The following is a 25,143-nucleotide window of genomic DNA, read 5'->3' as shown; positions in this document are numbered from 1 at the left end:
GTGTTGTATAAATCTTTTGTTCTGATTTGTTAGGCAAAGATAAAGTCGAAAAAATCAATTATCCAAATACTTTTTAACATTATTTTACTGACTACCAATTAGTTATATTAAAAATTAAAACAAGGAAATTCCTGTCCGCATGCTGGTGCAGAACTCTTTTTTATCAATTCACTGTTTCTCAATCAGATTACTTTCCAAGTTATAATTCGCTATTTTGTTTACTCATAAAACATTTGGTCAATTTATTTTTTTAATCGTTTTTAGTTATATGTTATTTTTCTTTCATTTTCTTGTCATACTGAGCGGAGTCGCAGTACTTTTCTTGTCACAATGACGATGTCGAAGTGCCTTAAAACAAAAAAAGCGTCCCAATGAGGACGCTTTTTATCTATTTATTTTTGAGTTTGAAACTACAATACATTTCTAAATCATTAAATACATATGACATCCTGAATCATTAGCCGGAGAAAATCCCGCTAAACGATCGCTAACTTTTATGGCTGACAGGTTCATATGAATGTTTTTTACTTTTAATTCTACGACAAATATAAATCATTTTTCGATTTAATATAACTTTTCCTCCTATAAATGTTAAAATTAACACAAAAAAAACATTGTTGATTTCAACATATTTTCATTTTGAAAGAAAGTTTTGACTATTTTTATCTCACTTAAATGAAACCTATGAAAGAATATATTGACAGTATTGTCTGGTCTGAAGTTTGGGAATTTTCGAAGCAATTTATTTTACCCAATATTGGTTGGTTTCTATTCTGGGCGGTTTTATTTATTATTCTGGGCCTTGTTTTAGGAATCGTTTTCAACGTCTTTTTGTACAGGAAAAACATTTTCAGTCGTGACCGGAAATATTACAACTGGATTGCCAAACTCTGGATTCCGTATTTTATGATTGTTTTCCTTTATTTCTTTGCTATGATTGGTCTTTTATATGGAGGAAAATCTGTTTTGCGATCAGAAAACAAAAACATAACCGCGAATATTTATTCTAAAACAATCGGGACTACTTTTTCATCTGAAAAGGAGAAAAAAGATTTTCTGCATTCGCTTCAGTTGCTATCCAATTCTTCAGAAGATGTCAGCAAATCTTTGACCCAGGCATTGGCGCTTTATATCAAACAAAAAAACAGCGGTTTACAAACTGTAGATAACTTTAAGAATTCGTCGACATCGTATTTACTTCAAAAATACGAGTCGGAAGTTTACAGCGCCTGCGTGTACGGCTTTATGAAAGTCGTTGACGACAAAGCCGACATGAAAAACGTAAAAGATATTGATTACACTAAATTCAAAACGCTTTTACAAAAGCTAGATCAAATAGAACCTCAACGAATTGAACGTTCCATACAATCTGAAATAGGACGCAAATTACAAGCCGGATTGGATCTTATTTTTAATGAAATACTGAAACACGAATTGCTTTTTTTCTTTTTGTTTTTAATTATTCCTTTTGTGGAGTATTTTATTTATTTGAGGTTTGTGAAGCGTAAGGATGATGATTTTAATGGGCCAAAGCCTGTTGAGAATGTGATTGCTTCTTAATTTCGATTAACGATTTAAATAAGTAAGAAAAAGTGTATATTTACACCGCATAAAAACACTCAAAACGGTATCTTATCGAATAAATCGTGTTTCTTACGCATCACTATCTTTTTGAAAAATTTTAAATACCTTTGACTTATGAGCACAACAATTAAACCAAAACACATTGGCAGAAATATTAGCCGAATGAGAGAACTTCGTGGTATGAAACAAGAAGCATTAGCGCAGGCAATTGGCACCAACCAGCAAGCTATTTCGGGCATTGAATCAAGTGAAAATGTTGATCCTGCTAAACTTAAAGAAATTGCAAAAGCACTTGGTGTAACCGTTGAAGCAATTGAAAACTTTTCAGAAGAATCTGTTTTTAATTTCTTTAATAGTTTTTATGATAATAGTACTGCCGGAAATGGAATATTTAATCATCCTAATCATTGTACTTTCAATCCTCTTGATAAAGTTGTGGAGCTTTATGAACGTTTGGTTTTGGCTGAAAGAGAAAAGGTTGAATATTTAGAGAAATTGTTGGGAGGGAAGTAATATTCTTATCTAGGATTTATATACAAAATGCGCAAAAGTGATTTTGCGCATTTTTTTTTTATTAATAGGGTTTGGATATTAATTTCTACTTACTAATTAATTCTATAATTTTTTTCATCTCATCAGCTGAATTAATATTACCCCAATTTTTTTTATAATTTTCACAAATAACACCAACGGTTCCTTCTATTGATAAAGTTACCATTGTTTTTATTTCGTCATTTACAAACTCTAATTGTTTATTGATAAGTTTTTGTTTATAAACAAAACCTAAATCTTCAATTTGTTCCCTTGTTATCATAATTTTATTTTTTTTACTAAATCATCATTAACAATCCAATCCGCACTTCTAAATTTTGCTAAATCATCTTTTACATTTTCTTCTAAAACTGCAAAGCATAACAAATGTGTTGGACGAGAAAAACCAACATACATCATTTTCAATGCTTCAATTCCTGTTGGCGTTTCACAACTTTGTTTTTGCTTATATAATGGGATAGTTTTTAATTGCTGTTTCTTAATTGATTTATTTGAACTGGCTTCTTTTAATTTTAGAGTTTCATAAATAGGTTTTTTATAAGCTGTTTCAACATACATTGTAGCACAATGTGTTTGGCCTTTTACAGCATGAACTGTTGCAATCTCAATTCCTAAATTATCTTCAACAATTTTTTTATTCTTAATTTTCTTTTCATCAGTAAATTCAAAAATAAAAAGCTGTGTCTTATGATTTAATTTTAAATCAAACCATTCTTTTAATTCATTTTCAATAAATTTTTTAACCGAATTAAAAACAAGTCTATAGTTTTTTGAAGAAACTAAATCAAAACACCAATAAAATAATTTATCTTTAAAATCTTCATAAACCCCATTATTCGAATATTCCTTAATATATCCAATTAAATCATTTTTAGTATAAAAATGATCAACACTTCTTCCTCTTATTTTTTTTAATATTCTTTTATCTTCAAATCTCAATATTGTAATTAAAGCGTTAAGTATCGATTTTCTAACCGCCTCTAAAGTTTCTTTTTCTTGATTAAAAAGTTGCAAATATTTACTCAATGAATCAAAATCTTCTTTTTTAGCTTTGCTTAATTTATTATATCCAAAAACAGTATGAAGACATAAATGACCATCACCTTCGTTTGTTCTTTCTCCTGTCCAACCAATAATTTTAAAACCCTTTTTCTTTTCTTCAATATTATGAAGGTTATGACTTTTTATTATTTCCTCAAATTTACTTTTTAATTGTTCCTTAGTTTCTTTTGTAAATAAAACTAAATGAGGATGGATTTCTTTTTCTCCCTTTGATAATTTTCTTTCACCAACAACTTTAAAATTCTCTTCTTCATTTCTATATTTAAAGCAATTCACCAATTCAGCATTTTTAGAACTTAAGCGATTTGAGCCATTTAGGTATTTAATGTTTCTTGGTTCCCAATCACATTTATCTCTAACTCTATTATAAATTGATTGACTTGGGTCGCCAATTCTTTGAATTATCGTTTTAGATTCCTTATCTAAAAAAACATCATCAATAATATCAATTTGATACTTCTCCAAATCTTGCATTTCATCCACGAAAACATATTTAAAACGATGCTGAAGTTGTAGCTTTATATTCGGAAAATTATGTAAATACCATTTTGCCAATAAAAAAGAGTCTTTATATGATAAAATACCATTTCTAAGCAAACCTTCTTTCCAATTTTCAATCTCTAAATAATGATCATTAGCACATCCTCCAAATTTAAATAATGTTGTATCCTTCTCTCCATATAATATTTTTCTATTTATTAAATCAAATTTTAAATAAAAAATAAAATCTATAGTATTTTCATTTTTCTCTATTGTAGTAATGTTTGACCTATTATGATTTGCTTTACCATATAAAAGATTCTTAAGCTTTTGAGAAACATCTTCTTTTTTTTTCCATTGAAGCTTATTATAAAAAAAATCAGCCACTTCTTTTTTATATATTTCATCATCATTTTTAGCTATGTATGAATCATATTTTATAAAATTTGCGGGATTAGCTAAAAACTTATTTACAAAACTTTGGATAGTTCCTATAAAGTTTGGATACTCAAATAAATTTGGACAATGTTTTTTTAATTCTTTCTCAATTTCATTAACTGTGGAATTAGTATGTGCTAATACTAAAATTCCTGAACCATCTTTAAATGGAAGTTGTTTAGATAAACAATAAAGTTTTGCCATTAAAGCTGTTGTTTTTCCACTACCTGGAACTGCTAATAAATCACAAGTTTCAAGATTTTTAATAAATGGAATCCTCTCTTTTTTATCAAATTCATTTCCTTTTATAAAAATATGCTCAGCCTCATTAATGTGTATGTCATTTATTTCAACTTTCATTGCAGACATATTTTATAGCTTTAATAATATATTCCATTTTTTTGTCTTTCGCTAAATTCTCTTTTGTGATTAGCACATCTTTTTCAATCTTTTCTGCTAACAAGGAAGCAACTTCAACTTTATCGATTGGACTATGCCCTTTATCCTTTCTTAATTTTGATATAAATTTGGTTTCTTCAAACTTACCTGCTTTAAATTCATCTGTACCAGAATGAATTTCAGAAACAGATTCTTTAAAAGATTTAGAAAGTGTTTCAGATTGGTACAAACACCATTCTAAAGTCCAATCACTTGTGCAAGAAAGTAATACTTTTGTATTATTGAAACTCTTTTCAAATTCTTGTACTTTTTTTTCTTTAGCTTCTTTTTTAATTGTACAAAATGAATTGTCTTTAGCTTCTGGTCTATTATCTAAATCTGTTATTATTGCAACAGGAATATTTAATTTTTCAACTGGATTTTGTCTTAAAAATATTTTTGCAAACTTTAAGTAAGCCGTAGAACCGACATTTACAATTGATATTTCTTTTTCTGTTAAGTCATATCCTAGTTTTTTAGCTATAATAGGTAAAAGTATTTCTTCCGACCAACCTTCAACTAAAATAACACCTTTTGCAAAAAACAAATTAGATTTCGTAACGTCTAGAAATCGTTCTAAAAATTTATAATCACCTTTATCTAATTTAGTGTATTTATCATTGTTAGTTCTTTTATTTTCTTCATTAGGAACCTCCCCTAAAGGCAAAGCCAAGTTGTTATTACAAAATATCAAATTATGAAGCTTAACTTTTGATGCTAGATTTGGACTATGAGTAGATAATATGAATTGAACTTCCGTTTCTTTTTGAAGTGCTTCAATAATCTTCATTTGTGCTTGTGGATGTAAATGCGCTTCTAGTTCTTCAATCATGCACAATTTCAAACCATCCCAATTTTCTTTCTTTAGATGCAATAATTCAGCCGCCATATATAACCGATTCATTGTCCCTAAACCTAGATTTTGATTATTTAATACTCCAAGAGATACTTTTTCCAGAATACTTTTAATATCACTTTCTCCGAGAGATATAGTTGATGTTTTCTCTTTATCCGTAAATGAAACTAAAAAATCATCAATAATTTTTTTCAATTTTTCATTTCCATCAGTTTTAAACCAATCTTCAATCCTTAAGTTCAATTTTTTGAATTCCTTCTCAAAGGGATGTTCATCTTTTTTTGATTTCTTTTTAAAGAACTCGTGTTCCTTGAGAATTTGAGATAATCTTGAATTCTTCTTTGCAGTTAAATCACTATCAGCATCTCTTAATGCTTTTAAATAAGTAGTTTTTAAATACTCTCTTGCTTCAGCATTTAATGGATAGCCAGTATCATCCATTCCTGCTTTAACATCAGTGACTTGAATTCTATCCTGTTTTATTTCAACTTGATAAATCAATCTTAAAATAGGTGTTGCATCTTTACCAATACCTTCCCATCCAAGCCATTCAATAAAATTTTTAGCTTCATTTGGCTTTATATCTTTAAATTCAAGTTCAATTCTTATTTTATCAGAACCTCGATAAAAATCAGATTCCTCAACTTTAATCCATTCGTAAGCATGAGTTTTTAAAACCAATTTAATTGCATCTATAATAGAAGTTTTACCTGAATCATTTTCTCCAATCAAAACGTTTAACCCTTTATTAAAAGGAACTATTAAATTAGGTTGACTCAAATCAAATGGCTTTTCAGAACCATACTTTCTAAAATTCCAAAGTCTTAATTCAGATAGATACATATTTTATTAATTTATTAATTCTTAAACCTCATTCAATTCAAAGGTGTGTTATATTTTGTAAATAATTTTACGGATTTCCATAAATACGTCTTTTGTTCAAATATAAATAAACAAAAAGCCTTTAAACCCAGTAAAAGTACCTGATTTAAAGGCTATACATAAAGTCGTTCACAGACTTAGTTTCTTAGTATGAATCGATCAAATTAATCTATTTTTCAAACCAAAAAATCCGAACACAACCGTTGTTTAAATCGATCAATAGGTTTCAAATCGACATTGGTATCTCCGTTGAGAATATCAAAAGGATCGTCTAAACCGCTAATTAATAAATACAAATAGCAAAACAAAAACGTAATCGCAGAAGTTACCAGATAATCGGCCGAGGGGCTTTTGAATTTAGTAATGAGTAAAAGCGACATCACGATAAACAATATACTTTGCAGCAAAGTATAAGCCGGTTTGATAAAGTTGTTTCTCGAAATCGAATAGGCACGGGTAAGCTGTTTTCGCATCGCATTCGTATTTTCCTGTATACCTTTTATGGCTTCTTTGTCGACACCTCTTTCGGCAAAATAATAGGCAATCTCATTTGATTTTCGAATTAAAGGAAAGATAACGGTAGAATCTTTTCCGTGGGAATAGATCCATGCAATAATGCCATCCGTAATCGCGATCATCTCCTCGCGTAAAAAAGTACTGTTTAATTCTTCCTTGCACAAATCAGAGGTTCCAGTTCTTGGCGCCTTGAAAGCCAGATAAATCCAATCTTTGATCGCTTCAAGATTTGAAGCGACTTCGCCCGGGATTTTTTCACTTTCTTTAAAATCGGTCATGGTTGCAGCCAATAATAATCCGAATACAAAAAAGGCTCCGGTAAAAATAATCGTAATATCAGACAGCTCTATCAAATCGTGAAAATCCTGCCCGTAAAGGGAAAGATTTTTGAATACAAAATTTTTAATTAATAATATCGCCAGTGCGGCAATAAGTGACTTTAAGATTATAGTTCTCTGCTGTATAAATTTCATTAATTTTTTTTGGGGCAAATTAAAGTATTTTAATGCCACGAAGGCACTAAGGCACAAAGTTTTTTAAGCGATGTTTTAAGTTTTCAAGGCACTGTGTTAGACGCACTGCTGTGCGTCTCTACACTGAAAACTGCGACCGCGACTGAAAACTAAATTCAATCTTCTCTGCTCCCGTCATCCGCCATTCTGACCATTTTGGGTGTAAACTTTGCTACAACATCAACCAAATCCTGTTGCGCTTCCATAACCTGATTGATATCTTTATAGGCCATTGGCGCTTCGTCTAAACCAGCTCCAATAAGTGTTACGCCGTGATCTTTTAAGATGGACTGCATTTCGGTTTTCGTGATATTTTTAATGGCCTGAGTTCTGCTCATTTGTCTTCCTGCGCCGTGTGAAGCCGAATTGATCGCGTTCTCTTCTCCTTTTCCTCTCACCAAAAATCCCGGCGCGGTCATACTTCCCGGAATGATTCCCATAACGCCTTTTCCGGCTGGGGTCGCTCCTTTTCTATGTACAATTACTTCTTCTCCATTCCAGGTTTCTTTCCAGGCAAAATTATGATGGTTTTCTACTTTGGCTAAAATCGTTGCTCCCAAAGCTTTCTCCATTTTGTTATGGATAATTTCATGACAAGCCGAAGCATAATCGCCTGCCAAATTCATTGCCATCCAATATTCCTGACCTAATTGCGAATTCATATCCAAATACGCTAAGTTTCTTGCTGCTTCCGGAAGTTTACAAACCTCTTTGGCTATTTTAGTATAATGTCCGGCAATGGTTGCACCCATTCCACGGGAACCGGAATGTGTTAACAAAGCGACATATTTCCCTTTTGGGATATTCAAAACCGCATCGTCTTTGGCAAATTCCATGATACCGAATTCCACGAAATGATTTCCTCCGCCAGAAGATCCCAATTGCGACCAGGCTTTATCTTTCAAGTGCTGAACAAACGGATTCATATTAAAAGTATCATTTTCTAAAATCGCGTGATCTGATTTGTATTGCCCCTGAAAACCATGACCTGCACCAAACTTAGAATGTGCCACTAATTCCCTTTTGAATTTAGCTTCATTTTCGAAGTAAAAATCTTCCGGAATATCATAAACCGACAAAGCCATTCTGCAACCAATATCAACTCCAACACCATACGGAATAATGGCATTTTTAGTGGCTAAAACTCCACCAATAGGTAATCCGTATCCCTGATGCGCGTCTGGCATTAAAGCTCCGGCAACCGTAACCGGCAGTTTCATGGCAACTTCCATTTGTTTTCTGGCACCGTCTTCAATATGTTGCAATCCGTAAGCAGAATATTCATTTGGATTCTGATTTAAAACAATAAAATCCTCCGGTTTTTCATTCGCTTTTTCGATTAAGGCAATAGCGAGCTTGCTAAAAATAGCATCATCTGTATAATTTTCAGGTGTATCCAAAACGCTTTTGAAATTCGTTATCATTTCATCGCGTTTTAACCCATGTCTTTTGCTATTTATTTTTAATGCGATCCCGATTATCTTTCCTTCCGGGAATCCTAATTCCATTAATTCAAATCCGTTGATTTGTGTTTTCATAACATTTTGTATTTTGATAGAGCAAAGGTTTTATTTTACTACGCAATTATTTTGCGCAGTAAAAAAAGAATCTCTATTTTTGAGAAAAACTACATGAATCTTAAAGATAAATATACCGAATTGCTCGCAAATATTGGTTTCGGAGAAAATGAGATTCAGCAAAACTGGCTCGATTTAGAAAAAGCCTATTCTAAAAAATCAAGACATTATCATAATCTGACGCATATACAAGATATGATTGCCAGTTATGAAACCTATTATGATCAGCTACAATTTCCAAATGAAGTTTTGTATTCCATTTTTTATCATGACTACTTTTATGTAAGCAGTAAAAAAGACAACGAACTAAAAAGTGCTGAATATGCGGTAAAGATTCTTCCGAAGGAAACCACTTTGAATTCGGCATTGGTTTTTGATGCGATTTGTGCGACGCAACAGCATCAACATAATGAAGTTGAAGATATTAACTGGCTAATTGATTTTGATCTTAAAATTCTCGCCAGAGATTGGGACGATTATAAAATCTATTTTGAACAAATTAGAAAAGAATACCGCATTTATCCTGATTTTCTTTATAAACCCGGACGAGCGAAAGCGTTGAAACATTTTCTGGAAAATGAGTTTATTTTTCAAACGGATGAATTCAGGAAATTGTATGAAGAAAAGGCACGAGTTAATATTGAAAAAGAGATAAAGATATTAGGTTAAGGTTCTGGATTTTTGAATCTAGCAAATTCGCAGAGTTTTTTGTTTCACGCAGATTCTGCAGATCTAAGCAGATTTTTTCGAATCTTTTTAATTGATTATTTAAAGCTCCGGAGGAGCAACATGTTTATAGCTTAATAAGTAATTGTTGAAGCAAAGCTCCAGCGGAGCGATATTTAGGTTTTAACAGAATTACAAATATGCCACCCCAATGGGGTTTCTGTCGATACGTTTTATTATTTCTATAAACATGTTGTCCCGCTGGGACTTAAATATTATTTGAAAGCTATGGAAGAGCAATATGTTTATAGCTTAATATTGAATTATTGAATCAAAGCTCTAGCGGAGCGATATTAGGTTTAACAGAATTACAAATATGTCACCCCGATGGGGTTTCTGTCGATACGTTTTATTATTTCTATAAACATGTTGTCCCGCTGGGAATTAAATATTATTTGAAAGCTCTGGAAGAGCAATATGTTTATAGCTTAATATTGAATTGTTGAAGCAAAGCTCCAGCGGAGCGATATTCGGTTTAACAGAATTACAAATATGTCACACCGATGGGGTTTCTGTCGATACGTTTTATTATTTCTATAAACATGTTGTCCCGCTGGTTTCTATAAACATACTGTCCCGCTGGGACTTAAATACTGTGATGGTAAATAATATTGTAATAACAGAAATGCCATTATGGAACAAAACGCGTGAGGGATAGAGGCGATATCCTTTTGTGAAGTGGAACGGAACAAAAGATAAAGCCGAAAGCCCGATTCGCCGCGGCGAAACACGCCCAAAAACTAAACATAATTATAAGTAATTGAAATACTGGAAATTTGAATCTCGCAAAGACGCCAAATCGCAAAGTTTTTATAGCCACAGATTAAAGGATTAAAATGATTTAAAAAAATCTGCAAAATCTGCTTAAATCTGCGTGAAACAAAACCTTTGAGCCTTAGCGCCTTTGTGGCAAAACGCCAAACTATGTCACAAAACAAAAACGCCTTAATACGCTACAAAACAATTGACAAATGTCTGCAGAATAAATACCGGCAATGGACTCTGGAGGATTTAATCGAATGCTGTTCTGAAGCTTTGTTTGAATATGAAGGACGGGAAAACCCGATCAGCAAACGAACGATTCAGATGGATATTCAGCTGATGCGCAGTGAAAAACTGGGTTATAATGCACCAATTGTCGTTTATGATAAAAAGTATTATAAATATGAGGACGAGGAATTTTCGATAACGGATATTCCGCTGACGGAAACGGATATGAATGTTTTGACCGAAACGGTTTCGATGCTGAAACAGTTTAAGGATTTCTCTTTGTTTAGCGATGTATCAGATATTTTACAGCGTTTGGAGGATAAAATCTATGCGGAAAAGTCGCATACGAAACCCGTTATTTATCTGGATAAAAATGAGAATCTTAAAGGACTGCATTTCTTAGACGAGATTTATCAGGCGATTATCAAAAAGGTCGCCATTGTGATTACGTATAAATCGTTTAAATCGAGGGAAGAAACCAAATTCCATTTTCATCCTTTTATACTGAAGGAATTTAATAACCGATGGTTTTTGGTCGGAAAGAAAAAAAGCGCACAACCGATTACCAATTTGGCTTTGGATCGAATTATCGCAATCGACTATGATTTTAACCTTCCTTATATAGAAGAAGATTTTGATGCCGATTTGTTTTACAAAAATGTAATTGGCGTTACGGTTAATCAGGGTTTACAGCCACGAAGAATCGAACTTTGGATTGATGTCGTAAATGCTCCTTATGTTTTGACAAAACCACTGCATTCATCACAGCGGTTGATTAAAGAAAATGAAGACGGAAGTATCATTGTGCATTTGTTTATTTTACCAAATTATGAGATGGAACGTATGTTATTGGGTTTTGGAGACGGAATCGAAATTCTTCATCCGGAAAACCTTCGAAACCGAATGCAAAAAATACTGCAAAAGGCACTTTCTAAATACGAATTGGATAATAATTCTGCATTATAAACATCAATTTTTACATTATACGGAATTTAACCTCGTTTTAAAGTCATAAAACAATTTTTATAGCAACAAATTTGTTAAAATCTCAGAAAAGAATAGTATATTTCAAATTAAAAATAACCATAAAACACTGAAAACCAGAACAAAAAATTTATTAACCAAAAATTTATCTTAAAATAATATGCATGCATAGTATTTTTTGATTATATTTGAAATCGATATAGTTACCTATGAAAGACAAAACAATAGATTATATTTTGAGAGCTACATGGCAGGCTGTTTCAAGAATGTATAACGAAGAAGCTGCAAAGTACGATGCCACAATGGCTACCGGGTTTGCTCTTTTGAGTATCGACAAGGAAGAAGGAACGCCATCTACAGCCTTAGGGCCAAGAATGGGAATGGAAGCCACCAGCTTGACCAGAACATTAAAATCAATGGAAGACAAAGGTTTGATTGTTCGCAAAAAAAATCCATCTGACGGACGTGGTGTTTTGATCTACCTGACTGAATTTGGAAAAGAAAAAAGAGATTTATCTAAAAATACAGTTCTGAAATTTAATGAAACGGTTAGAAAACATGTCTCAGACGAAAAGCTAAAACATTTTATCGAAGTTTCTGAAATTATCAACGAATTGATTCAGGACAAAAACATATTTACCCAAACAGAAAACAAGGAAAAGGAATAAACCAAATTCATAAAATGGAGACGGCGTATTTCAATTCAAAATAAAAAACAAAATATTAACTATGAAACGCACAATTAAAAAAGTTGCTGTAATTGGATCCGGAATTATGGGTTCAGGAATAGCTTGTCATTTTGCCAACATTGGTGTTGAAGTTTTACTGCTTGACATCGTACCACGCGAGTTGACAGAAGCTGAAGCTAAAAAAGGATTAACGCTTGAAAGTAAAGTTGTTCGCAACCGTGTAGTAAACGAGCACCTGGCGAATTCATTAAAATCGAAACCGTCTCCTATTTACAGTCAAAAATTTGCAAATAGAATCACAACTGGAAATACGACTGATGACATGGCAAAAATTGCCAATGTTGACTGGATTATTGAAGTTGTTGTAGAGCGTTTGGATATCAAAAAATTGGTTTTTGAACAAATCGAGAAATTCCGTACACCGGGAACTTTGGTTACCTCAAATACTTCTGGTATTCCAATTCATTTTATGAGCGAAGGAAGAAGCGAAGATTTTCAACAACACTTCTGCGGAACCCACTTTTTTAACCCTGCTCGTTACTTAAAATTATTTGAAATTATTCCGGGTCCAAAAACTTCAACTGAAGTATTGGATTTCTTAAACGAATACGGTTCTAAATTCTTAGGAAAAACTTCGGTTGTGGCTAAAGATACTCCGGCGTTTATTGGAAACAGAATTGGTATTTACGGCATTCAGAGTTTATTCCACCTGGTAAAAGAAATGGGATTAACGATTGAAGAAGTAGATAAATTGACTGGTCCGGTAATTGGTCGTCCAAAATCGGCTACTTTCCGTACCGTTGACGTTGTTGGTTTAGATACTTTGGTACACGTTGCCAATGGTATTTATGAAAACTGCCCGAACGACGAACAACACGAATTGTTTAAACTTCCTGATTTCGTTAACAAAATGATGGAAAATAAATGGTTTGGAAGCAAAACCGGACAAGGTTTTTATAAAAAAGTAGACAAAGATATTTTGTCTTTAGACTTAGATACATTAGAATACCGTGCTGCTAAAAAAGCAAATTTTGCTACGCTTGAACTAACAAAAACTATTGATAAACCAATCAATCGTTTTAAAGTTTTGGTTAAAGGAAAAGACAAAGCGGGAGAATTCTACCGTAAGAGTTTCGCCGGAATGTTTGCTTATGTGTCAAACAGAATTCCTGAAATCTCAGACGAATTATACAAAATTGATGATGCCATGAAAGCCGGTTTTGGATGGGAAAATGGTCCATTCGAAATCTGGGATGCGATTGGTGTTGCCAACGGAATCGAAATCATGAAAGCAGAAGGTTTAGCGCCAGCTGCATGGGTTACTGAAATGTTAGTTTCCGGAAGTGACAGTTTCTATACTGTAAAAGAAGGTGCTTCTTATTTCTATAATATCCCAACAAAATCTCAAACGAAAGTTCCGGGACAAGACTCCTTTATTATTCTGAACAACATTCGCGAAAGCAAAAAAGTTTGGAGCAATAGTGGAGCTATCATCCAGGATTTAGGAGACGGAATTTTGAACTTAGAATTCCAATCTAAAATGAATACTATTGGTGGCGATGTACTTCAGGCCATCAATAAAGCAATTGACTTATCTGAAAAAGAATATCAAGGTTTAGTTATTGGTAACCAGGCAGCGAATTTCTCTGTTGGAGCTAATATCGGAATGATTTTCATGATGGCAGTTGAGCAGGAATATGACGAATTGAACATGGCTATCAAATTGTTCCAGGACACGATGATGCGCGTTCGTTACTCTTCTATTCCGGTTGTGGTTGCCCCACACGGAATGACTTTTGGTGGTGGATGCGAAATGAGCTTACACGCTGATAAAGTGGTTGCTGCTGCAGAAACATATATGGGATTGGTTGAGTTTGGTGTTGGTGTGCTTCCTGGTGGTGGTGGATCTAAAGAAATGGCGTTGAGAGCTTCAGATTTATTCCGCAAAAACGATGTGGAATTAAACGTTCTTCAGGAGTATTTCTTGACAATCGCTATGGCAAAAGTATCGACTTCTGGTTATGAAGCTTTTGATACCGGACTTCTTCAACATGGAAAAGATGTTATCGTAGTAAACAAAGATCGTCAGATTGCTGAAGCTAAAAAACATGCTTTATTAATGGCTGAAGCGGGTTATACACAACCAATCAGAAGAACTGATGTTAAGGTTTTAGGTAAACAAGCATTGGGAATGTTCTTAGTTGGAACTGACCAAATGGAAGCTGGAAAATACATTTCTGAGCACGACAAGAAAATCGCAAACAAACTGGCTTATGTAATGGCTGGTGGTGATTTATCTGAAGCAACTTTAGTATCTGAACAATATTTATTAGATATCGAACGTGAAGCTTTCCTGAGTTTATGTACTGAGAGAAAAACACTGGAGCGTATTCAATATATGTTAACTAAAGGAAAACCACTAAGAAACTAGAAAATAGAAGAAAGATGCAAGAAGCAAGACTTTAGAAATATCTTTTCTCTTGCCTCTTGCCTCTTTAACTTCTAAATCTTAAAAAACAAAAACAAATGAAAACAGCATATATCGTAAAAGCTTACCGTACTGCGGTAGGAAAAGCACCAAAAGGGGTTTTTAGATTTAAAAGACCTGACGAATTAGCAGCAGAAACTATTCAGTTTATGATGGATGAACTGCCTGATTTCGACAAAAAACGTATTGATGACGTTATGGTAGGAAATGCCATGCCGGAAGCAGAACAAGGACTAAATGTTGGACGTTTGATCTCGTTAATGGGATTAAAAGTGGAAGATGTTCCTGGTGTGACGGTTAACCGTTATTGCGCATCCGGATTAGAAACTATCGGAATGGCGACTGCTAAAATCCAATCAGGAATGGCAGATTGTATTATCGCTGGTGGAGCCGAAAGTATGAGTTTTATTCCGATGGGAGGTTACAAACCAACTCCGGATTATAAAGTTGCAGCTGCAGGTCACGAAGATTATTATTGGGGAATGGGTTTAACTGCTGAAGCGGTTGCCAACCAATACAAAATCTCGAGAGAAGATCAGGATGAGTTTGCTTACAACTCTCATATGAAAGCTTTGAAAGCGCAGGCGGAAGGGAAATTCGACAAACAAATCGTTCCAATTACTGTTGAACAGACTTTCATCAATGAAAATGGAAAAAAAGAAACTAAATCATACGTTGTAAAACAAGACGAAGGTCCAAGAGCCGGAACTTCTATTGCTGCTTTATCTGGATTAAAACCAGTTTTTGCTGCCGACGGAAGCGTAACAGCAGGTAATTCATCGCAAATGAGTGATGGTGCTGCTTTTGTTTTAATCATGAGTGAGGACATGGTTAAAGAATTAAACCTTGAGCCAATTGCCAGATTAGTAAATTTTGCTTCGTCTGGCGTTGAGCCAAGAATTATGGGTATTGGTCCTGTAAAAGCTATTCCGAAAGCATTAAAACAAGCTGGTTTAGAATTGAAAGATATTGACTTAGTGGAGTTAAACGAGGCTTTTGCTTCTCAGTCTCTGGCTGTAATTCGTGAGTTAGGTTTAAATCCGGATATCGTAAACGTAAACGGTGGAGCGATCGCTTTAGGTCACCCTCTGGGTTGTACAGGAGCTAAACTTTCTGTTCAGCTATTCGACGAGATGAAACGCAGAGGTAGTAAATACGGAATTGTTTCTATGTGTGTAGGGACTGGACAGGGGTCTGCGGGGATTTACGAAGTTTTATAAGACTGTTTTTAGAGGAAAGAAGCAAGAAGCAAGACTTAGTTTTGGAATTAATAAATTCTGAAAACTCATTTTTAAAAAGTAGTAAAAAACTTACTTTTAGTTTTTCTTTCTTATCTTGCCTCAAAAACATGAGACACAATTTTAAGAATTTGAAAATTTGGATTTTAGCTATGGAAATTACAAATGATATCTATAGACTGACCGCCACTTTTCCAAAATCAGAAATTTATAGTTTGGTAAATCAAATGAATCGATGTTCTGTTTCAATGCCTTCAAATATTGCTGAGGGCTCAAACAGAGGAAATAAACACTTTCAACATTATTTGAATATAAGTTTAGGTTCGTCATTTGAATTGCAAACACAATTGTTAATAGCTTGTCAAAATGACTATGTAACAAAAGAAAAAACAGAAAAATTAGAAAACAAAATAATTGAATTTCAAAAGATGACCACAGGTTTTATAAGTAAGTTAGACAACAATCTTTCTTCTTGACTCTTGCATCTTTTAATCTAAACAAAAACAAAATGGCAGATACAATCGAAAAAAACGTAACCCGTGGTGGTCAGTTTTTAGTTAAAGAAACAAAGTGTGAAGACATCTTTACACCAGAAGATTTTTCGGAAGAGCAATTAATGATGCGTGACTCTGTAAAAGAGTTTGTAGACAAAGAAATTTGGCCTAATAAAAATCGTTTTGAGAAAAAAGATTACGCATTTACTGAAGAAAGCATGCGTAAAGCAGGTGAGCTAGGACTTTTAGGAGTTGCGGTTCCTGAAGAATACGGCGGATTAGGAATGGGATTCGTATCTACTATGCTAGTTTGCGATTACATTTCTGGTGCGACAGGGTCTTTCTCTACTGCTTTTGGTGCACATACAGGTATTGGTACAATGCCAATTACACTTTATGGAACTGAAGAACAAAAGAAAAAATACGTTCCTAAATTGGCTACAGGAGAGTGGTTTGGGGCTTATTGCTTGACTGAGCCAGGTGCAGGATCTGATGCTAACTCAGGAAAAACAAAAGCTGTTTTATCTGAAGATGGAACACATTATAAAATTACAGGACAAAAAATGTGGATTTCGAATGCAGGTTTCTGCAGCGTTTTCATCGTTTTTGCCCGCATTGGAGATGATAAAAACATTACAGGTTTCATCGTAGAAAATGATCCGTCAAACGGAATTTCTATGAATGAAGAAGAGCATAAATTAGGAATCCGTGCTTCTTCTACTCGTCAGGTTTTCTTTAACGAAACCAAAGTTCCTGTTGAAAACATGTTGTCTGAAAGAGGAAACGGTTTCAAAATTGCAATGAATGCCTTGAATGTTGGACGTATTAAATTAGCTGCAGCATGTCTTGATGCTCAGAGAAGAGTTACTTCTGGAGCTGTAAAATATGCTAATGAAAGAATTCAGTTTAATACTGCAATTTCATCTTTTGGAGCTATTCGTTCTAAATTAGCTGAAATGGCAACTAATGCATACGCTGGAGAAAGTGCTTCTTACAGAGCTGCAAAAGATATCGAAGACAGAATCGCTGCTCGTGAAGCAGAAGGTACTAGTCATCAAGAATCTGAATTGAAAGGTGTTGAAGAATATGCTATCGAATGTTCTATTTTGAAAGTAGCAGTTTCTGAAGATGTTCAGAATTGTGCAGACGAAGGAATTCAGATTTTTGGGGGAATGGGATTCTCTGAAGACACTCCAATGGAAAGTGCCTGGAGAGATGCTCGTATCGCTCGTATTTATGAAGGAACAAACGAAATCAACAGAATGCTTTCTGTAGGTATGCTGATTAAAAAAGCAATGAAAGGTCATGTTGATTTATTAGGACCAGCAATGAAAGTTTCTGAAGAATTAATGGGAATCCCATCTTTTGATACTCCAGATTTCTCTGAATTATTTGCTGAAGAAAAAGGAATTATCGCTAACCTGAAAAAAGTATTCCTGATGGTTGCCGGTAGCGCTGTTCAAAAATATGGTCCGGATTTAGATTCTCACCAACAGTTATTGATGGCTGCTTCTGATATCTTAATCGAAATCTACATGGCTGAAAGTACTATTTTAAGAACTGAAAAATTAGCCAAAAATCAAGGTGAAGCTAAAGTACAAGAGCAAATTGCTATGGCAAAATTATACTTATACAAAGCGGTAGATATCGTGAACTCCAGAGGAAAAGAAGGAATTGTTTCTTTTGCTGAAGGTGACGAACAACGCATGATGTTAATGGGATTAAAACGTTTTACAAAATACACAAACATGCCAAATGTAGTGGCATTAAGAGAAACGATTACCTCTAAATTAGTTGCAGAAAACGAATACTGCTTCTAATACAAAAATAGTTTTTAGCTTTTAATTTGTTTAAACCCGCACAAGTCCGAAACTGTGCGGGTTTATTTTTTTATTTTTTTCACCATATAAGTAATATAAGTTCATTTAAAAGTAGAAGTGCACAGCGGTCGTCTAAACCACAGCGCATATAAAATAGTTTTTGCCACAGATTACAGGATTTACACAGATTTTTTAATCATTTTAATTTTTTAATCTGTGGCATATTTTTTTATTAGTATCTAAATGGTATGTTAATCTAAAAAATCGATAGTGAATTTTCGATTCTAATGTTTTATATTTAGCATTCAAAAAACAAAAGACTTTAAAATGAAACAAATTAACCTGATTGCCTTTTTATTATTGTGCAGTTTCAGTACCACCGTTTTTGCGCAAAAAAATAAAAAAATGGACATCATCGCTTACTACACCGGCGATGACAAATTGATTAACGAATACGAAGTCAACAAACTGGATCAAATTATCTTTAGTTTTTGTCATTTAAAAAACGGAAAACTAAGCGTTGATTCTCCTAAAGATTCTATAACAATTAAGTATCTGGTTTCTTTAAAAGCCAAGAATCCGCAACTCAAAATTGTTTTATCCCTTGGTGGCTGGGGTGGCTGTGAACCTTGTTCTGCTGCATTTTCAACTGCGGAAGGAAGGTTAACTTTTGCAAAATCAGTAAAAGAAGTAAGCAATTATTTTAAAGTAGATGGCTTAGATTTAGACTGGGAATATCCAGCTATTGAAGGACTTCCGGGACATTTATACCAAGCTGCTGATAAACCAAATTTCACAGAGCTAATCAAAATTTTACGTTCTACTTTAGGGAAGAAATATGAATTGAGTTTTGCTGCCGGTGGTTTTCAAAAATACCTTGACGAATCTATCGATTGGAAAGCTGTATCACCTTTAGTAAATCGCATAAACATTATGAGTTACGATTTGGTTAACGGGTATTCTAAAGTTACCGGACACCACACTCCATTATACAGCACAAAGCCAAATGAAGAATCAACAGACAGAGCCGTTACCTACTTACTAAATCAGGGAATTCCTGCTGAGAAATTAGTTATTGGTGGCGCTTTTTATACCAGAACATGGAAAAATGTTGAAAATATAAACAATGGTCTATATCAAACCGGAGAACATATTCCAGGTGCTGATTTTAAAAACTTTGCAACCACTTATACAGAAGCAAATGGCTGGAAATATTTTTATGATGAAAAAGCACAAGCGCCATATTGGTACAATGCAGGAACAAAAACATTTGCAACATCTGACGATCTTAAATCTGTCAAAGCTAAAACAGAATATGTAAAATCTAAAAAATTAGGCGGAATCATGTTTTGGGAACTTACTCTGGATAGTCCGAAAAACGGAATGGTAAATGCTATTTATGAAGTTAAAATGGCAAAATAAATAGTTTTAAAAATAAGAAAAGCGGCAGTTATAGATTTCTACAACTGCCGCTTTTTTTATAATAAATATAAATTACATCTGAACTTTTGTTTTATCCAATTCCCCTATAAAAGGAATCGATTCCTGAATTTGATTGCGAATGACAGTTTGCAAATAAACCTCTAACTGAATAAATTTTGCTGCATTTATTGCTCCTATCGCCTTCTTTGCCTGACCATACGTTTTAGAATACAACTTCTCATAATCCTGATTATTTTTTAAAGTCCCTTTTGCAAGCTCATCTGCTTTTTCATCTGTAAGCGTTGCATAATTAGTAGCATAGTCATTAATCAGTTGTAACTTTTTCTGACCAAGTGTCTTACGTTCAGTTTCATAATTATCATAGACTTTTGCAAAAGCAACATTCTGAGTATCAGACAAATTCATATATTGTTTTACCAGGTCACTTTTAGATTTTCCATAAATACTCTGAACTAATTCAACATCTTCTTTATAAGAAGATTGAGCATACGATGAAAACGAGGCAATTGCCACAACAAGAATAACACTTAATTTTTTCATAGTTTTTGATTTTTTAAATTAATTATTTTAGACTTATGCGCGTTAAATATACTGACTTTAAACACATTACACCATTCCCTTTCCTTAAAAGAAAGAATATTGATAAGCGGCTGTCAAAGCATAATAATTCAATCCATTATTCGTATAGGCACCAACATGATATTGAAACCTGATGGATTGCCCTTTTGCAATTGGTGTTGAAAATGTTGTCCCTATTCGCCAATTATCAATTTTTCCTGCATCAGAGACTCCATCTATTATTGTTTTGCCCCCAACAAACCAATTCGTATTAAAACCAACCCACATACTATTCTTGAAATAATAACTGGCGTGCATCTGCAAACTGCAAGTCGGCTTTTGTTCCATTTTTTTGCCTAAAAAATCATTGTTATCAGTATAAAACCAAATACCACCATAGACTTCTGCATAAAAATGTGAAAATCGTTTTGAGATTCCAATTTCAGGCTTAAATCCCCAACGATTTGTACCTATATTAATTCGTTTATCATCATAATATTTTCCTGTGGGAAATGACGTTACCAAACTCACCCCTAAGATGGTCTTTTGCTCATACTTTCTAAATTCAGATTTTTCAAGTGCAGGAGAGCCTAATAAATTAACACCAAATCGAACTTTCATGTCACCAAAACCAGTTCTTGAACCTGTTATATTCTCCCCGCTTACATTAACAGATCCACTCATATAAGTGTAAGGCAATGCAACTTGTACACGCGCTAATTTGTTTGACAAACCAAAGGTTCTAACATAAGTTGCGGCGAGGTTATGGCTTTGAATAGTGAAATCAGAAATTGGTAATGATGGTTCTGTCAGGACATTTCCGTCTATATAGGCATATCCAACTGCAGCTACATTTAATTTTGTAGGTACATTAGCGTAAACTCTCGGTTCTAAATCCTGACTAAAAGCTGAAAATATTCCCATGAAAAACAACATCATTAAATGATGTTTCTGAATCAAAACATAAAAAGTATTTTTTGGCATAGATTGAATTCTGGAATAATTATTAAAACTACAACGCTCTTCTTATTTTTTATTTTCAGCAACTTTTGGAGCTTCAATTTCGCCATCATAAGAAATCGATGCTCTGTTATTACTATTGACAGAAAGTGTTGCTCCTCCGTCAAAGAAAATATTAAAATAAAGCGTATAAACATCATCTTTACCTTTAACAGTTGCTTTGACATTAACCGATTTTTTCTTTTTTTCAATTTTTATGTCTTCGGGAATGCCCTCGAATTTAATTCCGCCATCTCCTCCGTAGGCAACATTAAAAGCGCGGCCAAAGAAAGGCAAATCACAAGTTGTCTTTTCAGTATTAAATTTCAAAAAATAGCTATTGTAATCTAAATTCAACATTCGTCCGCCTTGTGGCGTGGCTTTCTGCGCTTCAAAAACAAAATTTTTAGAATCAATTAATGCTTCAATTTCTTTTTGCTTTTGTAATTCTCTGTCTGCTTTTAATTCTTTCTTTGTTTTTTCCTGAGCCAAAACCGGAAAACTTAAAAAGCACAATAACACTAGTAAAATCAATAGTTTACGTTTCATAAAATAAATTTTTAATAGAGTTAATAAAGTAGAAATTTACTTTTTCGTAAATCGCATCATAGCAATATCGCCAGAAATAAGATTCAGCGTCTTGCCATCATCAGTTACATCATAGGATGTTATTTTTTGTAAAGTGCTCATAAACACCTGTTCTCCCTGTCCGTCCTGGCACATCATTTTGGTCATCGCCATAGGTTGGGTAAAATCAATTTTATTACCATCGAGAACCAATTTTCCGTTAAAAGAATTACAACTACTGTTCCCGGAAATATGATTTTCTTTCAGGTCAAAATTTATGGTTGGTTTTTTATTTGGATACAAACCATCAAAAGCTATTCTTGGCCCCGAAATATAATTTAATTCCCAATTTCCTTCTAGTTTAGAAACTGAATCCACTTTTTTGCATTTACACGAAATTAAGATAGTGCTTAAAAAAACAAGGATAAAAATATTCTTCATCATAATGTTAAGTGTTATATATTAATGAATTAGAAAATAGGATTTGGGAATTTTTTGGTTAAAAACCTCTACGAATTTAAACAATATTTTTGTCTTCAGCCGCAAACTGCTATTAAAATACGATTAATAGTTTTAGATTTTTTTAACTTAAGACGTTAAGTTATATCGTATTTTTTATGTTAAATTTACTTAATCTTTAATTCAAAAGCCTCACATATGAAAAAAATAATTGTTTCTTTCGCTATAATTACTGCCTTAATTATTGGCTGTAAGACAAATACAAAATCGAATGATGCCAAAACTTTAACTGTAAATTTAGAGCCAAAAAGTAATAGCACAGTAAGCGGAACAGCCACTTTTACAGAGAAAAACGGAAAAGTAACTTTCGTCGCAAAAGTTGCCGGATTACAACCGGGAGTTCACGCGATTCACATTCATGAAAAATCAGATTGTACTGCTGCCGATGGAAGTTCCGCTGGTGGACACTGGAATCCTACGTTTAAAAAACACGGAAAATGGGGAGTTGGCGAATACCACAAAGGTGATATTGGAAACTTTACAGCTGATGCAAAAGGTAACGGAACTATTACACTAACAACTGATGAATGGTGTGTAGGCTGTGGTGATGAAACCAAAGATGTTTTAGGAAAAGGTTTGATCGTACATCAGGGAACAGATGATTTTACAACACAACCAACCGGAAATGCCGGTGGCAGGGTTGCCTGTGCAGGAATCATTAAATAAAAATACAATAACCACTATTTTTTCACAAATCTAGTGGTTATTTCATTTTAAAGTAATTTTAAAACGAGAAAAAAATATAGCTTTGTAGCTTCAAACAAAAGTTAATGATTAACCCATCGGCACCAGGTTGGATAGATAAGTTTTTTAGCGAACAAAAGTTTTCAGAAGCTATTCCTTTTGAAACTAATGAATCGTTTTACGATAAAGTCAGAGCCACCGGGTTCATTTATGGGCATATCATATCCATTGATTCCCAAATTCCAATTCCGATAAAAGGCTGGTTTAAAACTGAAATTTCTAAAATTGCCTTGTTAAACACTTTATATGGTGTCTTCTGTTTAGAGAAAAGAAATTCTGAGCCTAATAATTTTACCGCTGAAGTTTTAAAATTTTATAAAGAAATGAATCCGGAAGGGTTTAGTTTATTTAAAATTTTACTTCCAAAAGATACACCTTCCCTTTCGTTAGAAAACATAATCGATCAGAGAGTACAGACTAACGACAGTATTATTAGTAAAAACTTTTCGCATCTGGTAACCAACGCATTATTGTTTATTGATGTATTAGCTTTTAGACAATATTTAGAACATGGCGCAATTCCCGAGAAGTATTTAAAACGAATTGAAGAAACCGTTCTTGGTATTGTTGGCCTGGCATTAAAAACCAAAACAATAAAATCACAACATGATGATTTATTAATTAAGCTTTTTGAAGCTTCAATTCGATATTCAAAATTTTCAAAAGTTACGGTTGATACTTTAGAGACTTTACAACTTGATAATTTCACCAATAAACTGGAGCATTATTATCTTATTGATATGGCCGGAATGGCTTTATGGAGTGATGGCGTTGTAGAAAATGAAGAAGCTTACTTTTTATATTCGTTAGGATCAATGATGAGGGTTTCGGATGATTTTGTAACGCATAGTATCGACACTACCAATTCGTTTATAACGACACATAAAAAGAAAATCCCGTATTTCAATTATTCAAATCCGGTGAAGCATTTTTACGACCAAATGACACACACCGTCGTAAAATTGATTATAAGAAACAAAAACAGACTGGTTAAGGAAATAGTTCAGAGTAAGGAATTAATGGTGCTGCTGGCTTATTCTACTACCAGAGATCTGGATGCCAAGGAGAAGAAAAAAGTAAAAAAACAGCTTTTGGATATCTGTAAAACGATTCCGTCACTTACTATCTTTTTACTTCCCGGCGGAAGTTTATTATTGCCGATTTTAATAAAGTTTATTCCAACAATGTTACCTTCTGCTTTTAACGAAAATCTGGACGAAAACGAATAAAAAAAATCGCCTCTAAAAAGAGGCGATTTTTATTTTTATAGATTGCTTAGCTGGTAAACGTCATCCAATTCCTCATTTGAACTGATATTTACATTCAAATCGGTTATAAAACCAGAATTTAAACCGTAAACCCATCCGTGAAGCATTAACTCCTGACCATTTTTCCAGGCTCCCTGCACGATAGATGTTTTTGCTAAGTTGTAAACTTGCTCTTTAGCATTGATTTCAACAAAAGCATTAAAACGTTCTGTTTCATTTTCAATTGAATTTAAGTATTTGTCATGTAAACGGTATTCGTCTTTAATATGACGAATCCAGTTGTCTATAATTCCAACAGACATATTTCCCATTGCGGCTTTTACACCACCACAACCGTAATGTCCACAAACAATAACGTGTTTTACTTTTAGAACATTTACTGCATAATCTAATACACTTAACATATTCATGTCAGAGTGAACAACCATATTAGCAATATTACGGTGCACGAAAACCTCACCTGGCTTAGCGCCAATAATTTCGTTTGCCGGAACACGGCTGTCAGAACATCCAATCCATAATAATGGCGGAGTCTGTCCTTTAGCTAAATCCGCGAAATAATTCGGGTCTAATGCTAATGATTTTTCCACCCACTGCTTGTTGTTTTCTATTAATTGCTTATAAAACTCTTTCATTATTTTTTATTTTTTGAGTGGCATTTCGATGTGATTAAACGTATCAAAAAAGAACTTCTGTAAAGTTATCTAAATTTTGATACT

At 33.5% G+C, this 25,143-nt stretch carries 22 protein-coding genes; 12 read left to right on the top strand and 10 right to left on the bottom strand.

Features of this window, described 5'->3' with window-relative positions:
• Nucleotides 1–684: 684 nt before the first annotated feature.
• A complete protein-coding gene (locus tag IHE43_RS09365) occupies nt 685–1,560 on the top strand; it encodes a hypothetical protein (RefSeq protein ID WP_192187687.1) in 876 nt (291 codons plus the stop codon).
• Nucleotides 1,561–1,698: 138 nt separating this feature from the next.
• Complete coding sequence (locus IHE43_RS09360) at nt 1,699–2,097, top strand: helix-turn-helix domain-containing protein (protein ID WP_192187686.1); 399 nt, start codon at nt 1,699–1,701, stop codon at nt 2,095–2,097.
• Between the two features lie 85 nt (nt 2,098–2,182).
• Here IHE43_RS09360 and IHE43_RS09355 read toward each other — a convergent pair whose 3' ends face one another.
• From IHE43_RS09355 to IHE43_RS09335, 5 genes are all read right to left on the bottom strand, one after another.
• Nucleotides 2,183–2,398 (bottom strand): hypothetical protein, encoded by a 216-nt coding sequence (locus IHE43_RS09355; RefSeq protein WP_192187685.1) that lies wholly within the window; start codon nt 2,396–2,398, stop codon nt 2,183–2,185.
• The gene (locus tag IHE43_RS09350) at nt 2,395–4,476 is read right to left on the bottom strand and encodes a UvrD-helicase domain-containing protein (protein WP_192187684.1); all 2,082 of its coding nucleotides are present in this window, start codon (nt 4,474–4,476) and stop codon (nt 2,395–2,397) included. Before IHE43_RS09350 ends, IHE43_RS09355 begins: the two co-directional genes overlap by 4 nt.
• On the bottom strand, nt 4,466–6,253 hold the full coding sequence (locus IHE43_RS09345; protein ID WP_192187683.1) for an ATP-dependent endonuclease: 1,788 nt from the start codon (nt 6,251–6,253) through the stop codon (nt 4,466–4,468). The genes IHE43_RS09350 and IHE43_RS09345 overlap by 11 nt, the downstream gene beginning before the upstream one ends.
• A 215-nt stretch (nt 6,254–6,468) precedes the next feature.
• Nucleotides 6,469–7,281, bottom strand: coding sequence for a hypothetical protein (locus IHE43_RS09340; protein WP_192187682.1), 813 nt, complete (start codon nt 7,279–7,281; stop codon nt 6,469–6,471).
• Nucleotides 7,282–7,436: 155 nt separating this feature from the next.
• Nucleotides 7,437–8,858, bottom strand: coding sequence for an RtcB family protein (locus tag IHE43_RS09335; protein WP_192187681.1), 1,422 nt, complete (start codon nt 8,856–8,858; stop codon nt 7,437–7,439).
• A gap of 93 nt (nt 8,859–8,951) precedes the next feature.
• Between IHE43_RS09335 and IHE43_RS09330 the strand changes: the two genes are divergently transcribed.
• From IHE43_RS09330 to IHE43_RS09295, 8 genes are all read left to right on the top strand, one after another.
• Nucleotides 8,952–9,566, top strand: a complete 615-nt coding sequence (locus IHE43_RS09330; RefSeq protein WP_192187680.1) for a hypothetical protein — start codon at nt 8,952–8,954, stop codon at nt 9,564–9,566.
• Between the two features lie 981 nt (nt 9,567–10,547).
• Entirely contained in the window at nt 10,548–11,579 is a 1,032-nt protein-coding gene (locus tag IHE43_RS09325) for a YafY family protein (RefSeq protein ID WP_192187679.1), read from the top strand.
• A 227-nt stretch (nt 11,580–11,806) separates the two neighbouring features.
• Nucleotides 11,807–12,265 (top strand): MarR family winged helix-turn-helix transcriptional regulator, encoded by a 459-nt coding sequence (locus tag IHE43_RS09320; RefSeq protein ID WP_056193743.1) that lies wholly within the window; start codon nt 11,807–11,809, stop codon nt 12,263–12,265.
• Between the two features lie 61 nt (nt 12,266–12,326).
• Nucleotides 12,327–14,717, top strand: a complete 2,391-nt coding sequence (locus IHE43_RS09315; RefSeq protein ID WP_192187678.1) for a 3-hydroxyacyl-CoA dehydrogenase/enoyl-CoA hydratase family protein — start codon at nt 12,327–12,329, stop codon at nt 14,715–14,717.
• A gap of 95 nt (nt 14,718–14,812) precedes the next feature.
• Nucleotides 14,813–15,994 (top strand): acetyl-CoA C-acyltransferase, encoded by a 1,182-nt coding sequence (locus tag IHE43_RS09310; protein ID WP_192187677.1) that lies wholly within the window; start codon nt 14,813–14,815, stop codon nt 15,992–15,994.
• Nucleotides 15,995–16,122: 128 nt separating this feature from the next.
• Nucleotides 16,123–16,488 (top strand): four helix bundle protein, encoded by a 366-nt coding sequence (locus IHE43_RS09305; RefSeq protein WP_192187676.1) that lies wholly within the window; start codon nt 16,123–16,125, stop codon nt 16,486–16,488.
• Between the two features lie 32 nt (nt 16,489–16,520).
• Entirely contained in the window at nt 16,521–18,326 is a 1,806-nt protein-coding gene (locus IHE43_RS09300; RefSeq protein ID WP_192187675.1) for an acyl-CoA dehydrogenase family protein, read from the top strand.
• A gap of 327 nt (nt 18,327–18,653) precedes the next feature.
• Nucleotides 18,654–19,748 (top strand): glycoside hydrolase family 18 protein, encoded by a 1,095-nt coding sequence (locus IHE43_RS09295; RefSeq protein ID WP_192187674.1) that lies wholly within the window; start codon nt 18,654–18,656, stop codon nt 19,746–19,748.
• Between the two features lie 72 nt (nt 19,749–19,820).
• On the opposite strand, the gene IHE43_RS09290 is transcribed toward IHE43_RS09295, so the two are convergent.
• From IHE43_RS09290 to IHE43_RS09275, 4 genes are all read right to left on the bottom strand, one after another.
• Nucleotides 19,821–20,309, bottom strand: coding sequence for a hypothetical protein (locus IHE43_RS09290; protein WP_192187673.1), 489 nt, complete (start codon nt 20,307–20,309; stop codon nt 19,821–19,823).
• A gap of 84 nt (nt 20,310–20,393) precedes the next feature.
• Nucleotides 20,394–21,311, bottom strand: a complete 918-nt coding sequence (locus tag IHE43_RS09285; RefSeq protein ID WP_192187672.1) for a transporter — start codon at nt 21,309–21,311, stop codon at nt 20,394–20,396.
• Nucleotides 21,312–21,353: 42 nt separating this feature from the next.
• Nucleotides 21,354–21,875: a DUF4251 domain-containing protein gene (locus tag IHE43_RS09280; protein ID WP_192187671.1), complete on the bottom strand. Its 522-nt coding sequence runs from the start codon at nt 21,873–21,875 to the stop codon at nt 21,354–21,356.
• Nucleotides 21,876–21,911: 36 nt separating this feature from the next.
• Nucleotides 21,912–22,337 (bottom strand): META domain-containing protein, encoded by a 426-nt coding sequence (locus IHE43_RS09275; RefSeq protein WP_192187670.1) that lies wholly within the window; start codon nt 22,335–22,337, stop codon nt 21,912–21,914.
• 213 nt (nt 22,338–22,550) lie between these two features.
• On the opposite strand from IHE43_RS09275, the gene IHE43_RS09270 reads away from it, so the two are divergent.
• Nucleotides 22,551–23,078 (top strand): superoxide dismutase family protein, encoded by a 528-nt coding sequence (locus tag IHE43_RS09270; RefSeq protein WP_056193722.1) that lies wholly within the window; start codon nt 22,551–22,553, stop codon nt 23,076–23,078.
• Between the two features lie 104 nt (nt 23,079–23,182).
• Nucleotides 23,183–24,385, top strand: coding sequence for an LETM1-related biofilm-associated protein (locus IHE43_RS09265; protein WP_192187669.1), 1,203 nt, complete (start codon nt 23,183–23,185; stop codon nt 24,383–24,385).
• A gap of 35 nt (nt 24,386–24,420) precedes the next feature.
• Here the strand turns inward: IHE43_RS09265 and can are convergent, their stop codons facing one another.
• A complete protein-coding gene (gene can / locus IHE43_RS09260) occupies nt 24,421–25,059 on the bottom strand; it encodes a carbonate dehydratase (RefSeq protein WP_192187668.1) in 639 nt (212 codons plus the stop codon).
• Nucleotides 25,060–25,143: the final 84 nt, after the last annotated feature.

This window comes from Flavobacterium sp. MDT1-60 (assembly GCF_014844035.1).
In the GTDB taxonomy this organism is placed as follows: domain Bacteria; phylum Bacteroidota; class Bacteroidia; order Flavobacteriales; family Flavobacteriaceae; genus Flavobacterium.
The sequence above is the reverse complement of the archived record's forward strand: the minus strand, read 5'-3'. Positions and strand labels throughout refer to the sequence as shown.

Bases quoted from the DNA above. Each gene is read 5' to 3' on its own strand.
- IHE43_RS09285 (WP_192187672.1), bottom strand. From the start codon at position 21,311: ATGCCAAAAAATACTTTTTATGTTTTGATTCAGAAACATCATTTAATG.
- IHE43_RS09290 (WP_192187673.1), bottom strand. From the start codon at position 20,309: ATGAAAAAATTAAGTGTTATTCTTGTTGTGGCAATTGCCTCGTTTTCA.
- IHE43_RS09340 (WP_192187682.1), bottom strand. From the start codon at position 7,281: ATGAAATTTATACAGCAGAGAACTATAATCTTAAAGTCACTTATTGCC.
- IHE43_RS09265 (WP_192187669.1), top strand. From the start codon at position 23,183: ATGATTAACCCATCGGCACCAGGTTGGATAGATAAGTTTTTTAGCGAA.
- IHE43_RS09315 (WP_192187678.1), top strand. From the start codon at position 12,327: ATGAAACGCACAATTAAAAAAGTTGCTGTAATTGGATCCGGAATTATG.
- IHE43_RS09280 (WP_192187671.1), bottom strand. From the start codon at position 21,875: ATGAAACGTAAACTATTGATTTTACTAGTGTTATTGTGCTTTTTAAGT.
- IHE43_RS09325 (WP_192187679.1), top strand. From the start codon at position 10,548: ATGTCACAAAACAAAAACGCCTTAATACGCTACAAAACAATTGACAAA.
- IHE43_RS09310 (WP_192187677.1), top strand. From the start codon at position 14,813: ATGAAAACAGCATATATCGTAAAAGCTTACCGTACTGCGGTAGGAAAA.
- IHE43_RS09355 (WP_192187685.1), bottom strand. From the start codon at position 2,398: ATGATAACAAGGGAACAAATTGAAGATTTAGGTTTTGTTTATAAACAA.
- IHE43_RS09345 (WP_192187683.1), bottom strand. From the start codon at position 6,253: ATGTATCTATCTGAATTAAGACTTTGGAATTTTAGAAAGTATGGTTCT.
- IHE43_RS09350 (WP_192187684.1), bottom strand. From the start codon at position 4,476: ATGAAAGTTGAAATAAATGACATACACATTAATGAGGCTGAGCATATT.
- IHE43_RS09360 (WP_192187686.1), top strand. From the start codon at position 1,699: ATGAGCACAACAATTAAACCAAAACACATTGGCAGAAATATTAGCCGA.
- can (WP_192187668.1), bottom strand. From the start codon at position 25,059: ATGAAAGAGTTTTATAAGCAATTAATAGAAAACAACAAGCAGTGGGTG.
- IHE43_RS09320 (WP_056193743.1), top strand. From the start codon at position 11,807: ATGAAAGACAAAACAATAGATTATATTTTGAGAGCTACATGGCAGGCT.
- IHE43_RS09305 (WP_192187676.1), top strand. From the start codon at position 16,123: ATGAGACACAATTTTAAGAATTTGAAAATTTGGATTTTAGCTATGGAA.
- IHE43_RS09270 (WP_056193722.1), top strand. From the start codon at position 22,551: ATGAAAAAAATAATTGTTTCTTTCGCTATAATTACTGCCTTAATTATT.
- IHE43_RS09275 (WP_192187670.1), bottom strand. From the start codon at position 22,337: ATGATGAAGAATATTTTTATCCTTGTTTTTTTAAGCACTATCTTAATT.
- IHE43_RS09365 (WP_192187687.1), top strand. From the start codon at position 685: ATGAAAGAATATATTGACAGTATTGTCTGGTCTGAAGTTTGGGAATTT.
- IHE43_RS09295 (WP_192187674.1), top strand. From the start codon at position 18,654: ATGAAACAAATTAACCTGATTGCCTTTTTATTATTGTGCAGTTTCAGT.
- IHE43_RS09300 (WP_192187675.1), top strand. From the start codon at position 16,521: ATGGCAGATACAATCGAAAAAAACGTAACCCGTGGTGGTCAGTTTTTA.
- IHE43_RS09335 (WP_192187681.1), bottom strand. From the start codon at position 8,858: ATGAAAACACAAATCAACGGATTTGAATTAATGGAATTAGGATTCCCG.
- IHE43_RS09330 (WP_192187680.1), top strand. From the start codon at position 8,952: ATGAATCTTAAAGATAAATATACCGAATTGCTCGCAAATATTGGTTTC.